Origin of the sequence: Streptomyces sp. NPDC007905, assembly GCF_042959345.1 — a bacterium.
Taxonomy (GTDB): Bacteria; Actinomycetota; Actinomycetes; order Streptomycetales; family Streptomycetaceae; genus Streptomyces.
In genome coordinates, this window is record NZ_JBIBKS010000065.1 from 1 (window position 1) to 6,786 (window position 6,786).

Annotated in this window: 6 protein-coding genes and 2 pseudogenes; 3 read left to right on the forward strand and 5 right to left on the reverse strand. The window is 68.4% G+C overall.

Features of this window, described 5'->3' with window-relative positions; translation table 11 throughout:
• Positions 1-446 precede the first annotated feature (446 nt).
• The 3 genes from ACFZDC_RS41695 to ACFZDC_RS41705 form a co-directional block, all read right to left on the reverse strand.
• Positions 447-1,289 (reverse strand): SigB/SigF/SigG family RNA polymerase sigma factor, encoded by an 843-nt coding sequence (locus ACFZDC_RS41695; RefSeq protein ID WP_391332303.1) that lies wholly within the window; start codon positions 1,287-1,289, stop codon positions 447-449.
• Between the two features lie 468 nt (positions 1,290-1,757).
• Positions 1,758-2,153 (reverse strand): SpoIIE family protein phosphatase, encoded by a 396-nt coding sequence (locus ACFZDC_RS41700; RefSeq protein ID WP_391332294.1) that lies wholly within the window; start codon positions 2,151-2,153, stop codon positions 1,758-1,760.
• A 96-nt stretch (positions 2,154-2,249) separates the two neighbouring features.
• The gene (locus tag ACFZDC_RS41705; RefSeq protein ID WP_391332296.1) at positions 2,250-2,522 is read right to left on the reverse strand and encodes a hypothetical protein; all 273 of its coding nucleotides are present in this window, start codon (positions 2,520-2,522) and stop codon (positions 2,250-2,252) included.
• Between the two features lie 210 nt (positions 2,523-2,732).
• Between ACFZDC_RS41705 and ACFZDC_RS41710 the strand changes: the two genes are divergently transcribed.
• The gene (locus tag ACFZDC_RS41710; protein WP_391332298.1) at positions 2,733-4,175 is read left to right on the forward strand and encodes a SpoIIE family protein phosphatase; all 1,443 of its coding nucleotides are present in this window, start codon (positions 2,733-2,735) and stop codon (positions 4,173-4,175) included.
• Between the two features lie 8 nt (positions 4,176-4,183).
• Entirely contained in the window at positions 4,184-4,549 is a 366-nt protein-coding gene (locus ACFZDC_RS41715; protein ID WP_391332300.1) for an anti-sigma factor antagonist, read from the forward strand.
• A gap of 707 nt (positions 4,550-5,256) precedes the next feature.
• Here ACFZDC_RS41715 and ACFZDC_RS41720 read toward each other — a convergent pair.
• Positions 5,257-5,751, reverse strand: coding sequence for an ATP-binding protein (locus ACFZDC_RS41720; RefSeq protein ID WP_391332302.1), 495 nt, complete (start codon positions 5,749-5,751; stop codon positions 5,257-5,259).
• 105 nt (positions 5,752-5,856) lie between these two features.
• Positions 5,857-5,994: pseudogene (locus ACFZDC_RS41725) on the reverse strand (anti-anti-sigma factor); the annotation flags it as partial.
• A gap of 553 nt (positions 5,995-6,547) precedes the next feature.
• Here ACFZDC_RS41725 and ACFZDC_RS41730 point away from each other — a divergent pair.
• Positions 6,548-6,786 (forward strand): annotated as a pseudogene (locus ACFZDC_RS41730) (RNase J family beta-CASP ribonuclease); the annotation flags it as partial.

Genomic DNA, 6,786 nt, shown 5'->3' on the forward strand with positions numbered 1-6,786 from the left:
CCACCCGCGCCATCCGCGACCAACCCGAACGGGCCCTCCCCATCCTGGGCATCACCTACAAGCCCGACCTCAACGGAACTTGATCAAGCCCTGGCGGACCAGCAGCGGAGGCCCGTCGCTGCCGCGCGGACCGTGCGGCAGCTCGGTCCACGGCTCAGAAACCACCGCGGGCAAGGTCAAGGAAGCCCTGGGAAGGGCCAATGGAAGCCCGGATGGTCACGGATGATGCCCGCGAGGCTAAGGAGGCATTCAAGCACTGACCACGCCTCCCACCGGTAATCCGAAAAGGGGCCTGCCCGGCGTTATGCCGTGACAGCCCCCTTTTGGGATCAGCCGTTACACCCGCGCGTTGACCGAAGGTGGCGAAGTGAGGCACCAAGCCCGCCACCTGCGTCGCTCCACCGGCGGGGCGCCGGGTCAACCCTCGGCTGCCGGACTGACAACCCTCAGGAGGTGCTGAGCATGCCTTCGCGCAAGCGGGCCAGGAGACGGGAGATCAGCCGGGAGACGTGCATCTGGGAGACGCCGAGACGTTCGCCGATCTCTGCCTGGGTGAGTTCCTCGACGAACCGCCAGTGAATGATCTTCCGGTCGCGCTCGTCCAGCTCGGCGATCATCGGGGCCAAGGCGTGGAAGTCCTCGACCAGGCCGAGGGCCACGTCCTCGTTGCCGATGAAGTCAGCGAGCGCTGCCTCGCCGTCCTCGCTGCCACTGATCGCCGCGTCCAGAGAAGCCGACTTGTAGCCGTTGGAGGCCAGCCGCGCCTCGACGACCTCGTCCTCCGGAAGGCTCATCAGCTCGGAAAGCTCCTTGGTCGTCGGTGTCCGGCCCAGCCGGCTGCGCAGCTCCTCGGTGGCACGGGCCAGCTGGACGCGCGCCTCCTGCAGCCGGCGCGGAACGTGCACCGCCCAAGAAGTGTCGCGGAAGAACCGCTTGATCTCACCGACGACGTAGGGGATCGCGAAGGAGGTGAACTCGACCTCGCGGGACAGCTCGAACCGGTCGATGGCCTTGATCAGTCCGATCATGCCGACCTGGACGATGTCCTCCATCTCCTCCGGCCCACGGCTGCGGAACCGGCCGGCCGCGTAGCGGACCAGGGACATGTTCATCTCGATCAGCGTGTGACGCGCGTACTGGTACTCGGGCGTGCCCTCCTCCAGCACCGCCAGCTGCTCGAAGAACAGCTTCGACAACTCCCGCGCGTCCTTCGGAGCCACCTTGGAAGGGTCCGCGATCTCCGGTACGTCCGTCGCCCGCTCCGCAGACTGCGCGGTCGTCGTCGGCATCATGCGCCCCTCCCAGTCGATGTGAACTCGTCTTCCCGACTCCTCGGCCAGCCTGCACGCGTCTACCCCGGCATCCGCTCGGCATTCCCGAAATCTTCTCGCTTCCACTCGACGCACGCCCGGCGCGCCCCGAGTGGCCCTGCCCTGCGGCTTGCAAGGATGTCGGCGGCGTCAACGAACCTGAAACCACGTCAAACCGCCCTGAGCAGCTAGTCAGCCGCCCCGCACAGCGGGGGAACCTCACCCCTTCCCACCGCGCGATCTCTGGCTCGCCGGTGCCACTCCGGCAACCGGGGCCATGAAGCCACCGAATTCGGATTAACTCTACCCGTCGGTATTCCGGCCTCCCAGACGCCTGAAAGCCGCCTGCGGACTCACGATGGCAACAGCCGTGGTCTGGTGCTGGTCGTCGCCTGCCGGGCTTGGCTCGAGAAGGAGGAGCCGCGCGGGGCACCACGAGCTGACTGTCTATACGAAGGCGGAAGGCGGGTGTGCGCAGCGCCAGCATGGCGACGTCGTCGTCGTCGTAGCCGGGGCGGACCTGCTCCAGTAGCAGAAGGAATCCACAGGGCAGCGGGCAAGAGAGGCCACGTGTCGACGCAGCCGGTCCAGTCCGTGGTCGATGGAGCGGTGTGGTGACTCCACCAGGCCGTCGGTGTGGAGCAGACCGTGGTGCGGGGTGGCAGGACGGTGCAGGCATCGGGGCGAGACCGGGTCGGTCCGGTCCCGAGCAGGATGCCGTGCGTCGGTGAGGTAGCGGGCACGACCGTCGTGGCTGACCAACAGCGGAGGAGGGTGACCGGCGTTCGTCCGGCACAGTCGCCACAGCTCGTCGTCGCCGCGAGCGAGCGAGGCAATGATCATGGTCGCCAGGGGACCTCGGCTATGTGCTTCACTGCGTTGGCCGTCGAACCTGATGACCGAGTGACACCAGCGCTACCGGGGCCCCGGCGTGATGATCTACTGGCATGTTCGCGGCGACAGGGAAGACGGGCGGCCTCGTGCCCCTGCGGGCGGGGCGGTCGGGGCGGGTTCGCCGGCGAGCATCCATCCCCACGTCGTCGGCGAGATCCGGTAGATCCGCGCGGAGGACTTCGCGATGCCCGCGCTGGTGAGGTACCGCTCGACCGCCGCGGCGTACGACGAAGGAGGGGCGGACAGGGGCACCACCCGGGCACGGGGCAGCCGAAGCGCGCCCCAGCTCCCGAGTTCGGTCACTGGTCCGATGGTCACGGCGCTCCGCCCTCCCGGCACCGCCGCAGTGAATGCGTACACCTCACCCCGGCGGCCGGAATCACCCGCCCCAGGCCGCGGTGATCACCGCAGCGGCTCCGCCGCAGTAAATCCGGCATTTGCCGCGGCATTGGCGTTCGGACGAGTACTCGACCTACGCTGCGTCGGTCCGTGCCGCTCGCCGCGGCCCATCGACGGAGAGGAAAGCCGATGCCCCAGCACGCTGCGGCGGCAGCCCCGGTGCCCGGGCGGCGCCCCGAGCTGGTCCCGGACCCAGGGGTGGAAGCGGCCCGTATGACTGCGGTACGCCGCTACGACATTCTCGACACTCCGCCCGACGGCGCGTTCGACCGGGTGGCGGCGATGGCCGCCCGCCTCTTCGATGTCCCCGTGGCCACGGTCACGATCGTGGACACCGACCGCATCTGGTTCAAGGCCGCACACGGCCTGGAGGGCGTCAAGGAAATCGGCCGCGATCCGGGCCTGTGCGGCTCGGCGATTCTGCGCGATGACGCCCTGGTCATCCCCGACACCCTTCGCGATCCCGTGGCGGCAGACAATCCGCTGGTCGCCGGAGAGATGGGTGTGCGCTTCTACGCCGCCGCCCCGATCATCACCCCCGACGGCCACCGGCTGGGCACGGTCAACGTCCTCGACACCAAGCCGCGCTCCATCACCGAGGACGACACCGCCACCCTGGCCGACCTCGCCGCGATCGTGCTGGACGAGATGGAGCTGCGGCTGTCGGCGCTGCGCGCACTACGCAACGAGCAGGAGCGGCGGGAGGCGGAACAGGCGGCGCGGGAACAGGCGGAGAAGGACAAGAGCGCCATCGCCGCGTTCGCCTCCACCCTCCAGCGCACCCTGCTGCCCCCGGCCCTTCCCGTGGTGCCCGGCCTTGAGCTGGCCTGCCACTATCACACCGCCTCCGTCCACGACGTGGGCGGCGACTTCTACGACGTCTTCCCCGTCGACGGCAGCCGGTGGGCGTTCTTCCTCGGTGACGTGTGCGGCAAGGGCCCCGAGGCGGCGACCGTCACCGCCCTCGCCCGCCACACCCTGCGCGTCGCGGCCCAGATCGACCCGGACCCGGTCACCGTCCTGAGCACACTCAACACCGTCCTGCTCACCGACGTCACCGCCGGAAGCCGATTTTGCACCGCCCTCTTCGGCCTCCTGGCACCTCTGGAGGACGGTGGCTTCAGCGTCACAGTGGCCACCGGCGGCCACCCGCCGGCCTACCACGTGCGCCCCGACGACAGCGGCGCGGTATGGGTCAAGTCGGTACGCCCCAAGGGCGGCATGCTCATCGGAGCCTTCCCCCAGGCACACTTCGCCCAGAGCACCTTCTCGCTGGCCTCCGGGGAGGGACTGTTCCTCTACACCGACGGGCTGACCGAAGCCCACACTCCGCAAGGCGCCATGCTCGGCGAGGACGGCCTGACCGGCTTCCTCCACCGGCGCACAGGGCCCGTGACCGCCACCGCCCTGGTCGAAGAAACAGTCACGTTGCTGGCCTCGATGCCCGACGGAGTCGGCGACGACGTGGCCCTGCTGGCCCTGTCCGTACCTGACGCCGAATCCGCACTCGGCACCGGCGTCGCCGCCACCGCCCACACCACCGCCGCACCCGAACACTTCGGTCAGGAGTGATGACCGACGTGACCCACACACTTCACCTGACTGTTCACTACCCCCACCCCGGCCTCGCCATCGCCACGATCGTCGGAGATATGGACGTGCAGACCGCGCCCTCCCTGCGCACCGGGGCCCTGGAAATCATCGACCAAGGACACCCGCGCCTGGTCCTGGACCTGGCACAGGTCGGCTTCTGCGACTCCGCCGGTCTCAGCGCGATCATCGGCATCTGGCACGCGGCCCAGGAAGCGGGCGGCTCGCTCAGCCTCGCCGCCGTCCCCGACCGCCTGATGCGCATGCTCAGCATGACCGGCGTCGACTCACTCCTGCCCGTCCACGCCACAGCCACCGACGTGACCGACAGCCCGCCCACCTCCGCATACAGGTAACGACTCCGTCACCAGCCCCTCCACCGTGGGGACACCCCGCATTCCGTTGGGCCATCGACATCGATTCAGCCCCCGCCGTCATTCGATCGACGCCAGGATGATCAACCCAGGCCCTGGGAGAGAGGCCAGCTCCGAACATCACGTAGTCCTACATGTACGTTCGCTGTAGCTATACGAGAACAAGGCCGAGAAAAGCGTTTGTCAGCCGACAGCGCGGGCGGGGCGTGGCGTGCCCGTGACGGTCGCGGTGCAGCAGGTCGTGAAAATCCTGCCCGCGGAGCTCCCCGAAGCAGTGACCCAGCCCGCTTCGGGCCGCGGCCGTTGGCACAGGCGACGTGTCCGTCATCGTCGACGACAACGACAGCCATCTGCCCGTGTCGGCGCCGGTTATGTCCATGGCCATCCACCGATGACGTCACCGCGCGGGCCGCAGTTGTGACGATTCCTTCCCGCCAGCCTCGGTCACCCGAGCAGACACAGGCCCGCAGAGGGCGAATGCCCATCACGAGAGCATGTGAAGACCCGCAACCTCACAGGCCGGGACACCGGTCATCCCGCTGACCAGATCTCATCGCTGCGCCCGTGGCGGGCGCCGGTCGAGAACACCTCGGTGCCGCGACGAGCCGGCGGCCGAGCGGGTGCGGTGCGCTTGTCGTCCGCAGAGCATGCTGCCTTCGCTGTCAGCTACGGACCGGTAACGCTGGCGTTCAGCCCGGTAGTGCCATTTCGCCGAGACCAGTGGTGCTCTGGTTCGGTGTCAGGGACAGATGGGCGGTGATCCGTTTTCCCGTTTCACGGAGTGCGACGACGACCCTGTCGCTGACCGTGTGCACCAGGTGCAGCCCATGACCGCCGATGCGGCGCGGGTCGGCCTTCTTCGCCGCCGGCTTCTCGGCGGAACTGTCCCACACGGTGATCGTCAACTCGTCGCTGGACAGCTGCAGGGTCATCCCGCAGGGGCCCGGAGCATGCCGGACGGCGTTGGTTACCAGCTCACTGGCGGCGAGTTCGGCGTCGACGGCCAAGGCGGTCGGCACTGCCGTGCTGCCGGTTCGGGGGGCGCGGCTGAGCAAGGCGCGCAAGGCCCGACGGGCGTCTGCGGCACAGGCCGCGCCTTCCCCCCAGGTCGCGCCGTAGCGCAGCGGGGTGCCCTCATCCCGACCATGCTTGTCGGCTGTCTGATTACTCAGCGGGAGGACCACACGATGCCCTTTCGTTGGATTCACCGCCATTCGGTGCTTTTCGGTTGTCTGTTCTCTCGCGTACCCGGGTGCCCACCACACACACCGCGGACGCTCACCACACCGTCACACGGCTCGGGACCGGGTAGCGGCCTCGCTGTCGGGGTGGAAGGAGAAGATCTGGTCGAGGCCGACGATGTGCAGAACGCGCAGGGTGTGGGCGGGGACTGCGGCCAGGACGATGTCGGCCTGAGCGGCACCGGCACAGCACGATGCGCTGTCCTGGCTGGAGGGGCTTTCCACGTTCGTAGACCGCGCGCGGTGCGTAGCATGTGGGCTGTGAATCTTCCGGCTCGCGTGCGGCAGGCTCTCAACGAATCTGTCCGGTGCGATGGAGCCCGGTAGCCGCATGTCCAAGAGCGCCGCCGACAGCCAGGTGCCGATCGGCAACCGCACCATCAGCGGATGCCCCGTTGCCTCAAGCACCTGCCGTGCAGCGCGTCGCGGCCGCACCCCAACGGCAGAGCGCGTACGGTCCAGACCCTGCCCGCAGCGTCGATCACCGAGTCCGCCCGGGATGTCCTCTCCAGCGCATGCAGCAGTCTCAGAATCCTATTCGGCCGCAACGGCTGCGGTGGGGGGTCTGTCATGCACGCCGGGCTTCCGCCGACTCCCGGGCCAGCGGACATGACGCCGACATCGCGAAAAGCAATTCACAGATGGTTTCGGCAGCCGCTGCAGGTGCCCCGCTCCGTCGGGCTGAGAGATCACACAGGCAATGGATCATCCCATCCCGCTCTCCGGGTACCGTCAGGGTATGAGTCATCCGCATCCAGAGCTGAAAGCCGCCCCGCCCCTTCCCGAAGGGGGGCTGCGGGTCATCGCCCTGGGCGGTCTGGGTGAGATCGGCCGCAACATGACCGTCTTCGAGCACGCGGGCAAGCTGCTCATCGTCGACTGCGGCGTGCTGTTCCCCGAGGAGACCCAGCCCGGCGTGGACGTGATCCTGCCGGACTTCACCTCGATCCGGGACCGGCTGGACGACATCGTGGCCGT

Excerpts from the sequence above, each read along its gene's own strand:
- ACFZDC_RS41695 (WP_391332303.1), bottom strand. The coding sequence starts at position 1,289 with ATGCCGACGACGACCGCGCAGTCTGCGGAGCGGGCGACGGACGTACCG.
- ACFZDC_RS41700 (WP_391332294.1), bottom strand. The coding sequence starts at position 2,153 with ATGATCATTGCCTCGCTCGCTCGCGGCGACGACGAGCTGTGGCGACTG.
- ACFZDC_RS41710 (WP_391332298.1), top strand. The coding sequence starts at position 2,733 with ATGCCCCAGCACGCTGCGGCGGCAGCCCCGGTGCCCGGGCGGCGCCCC.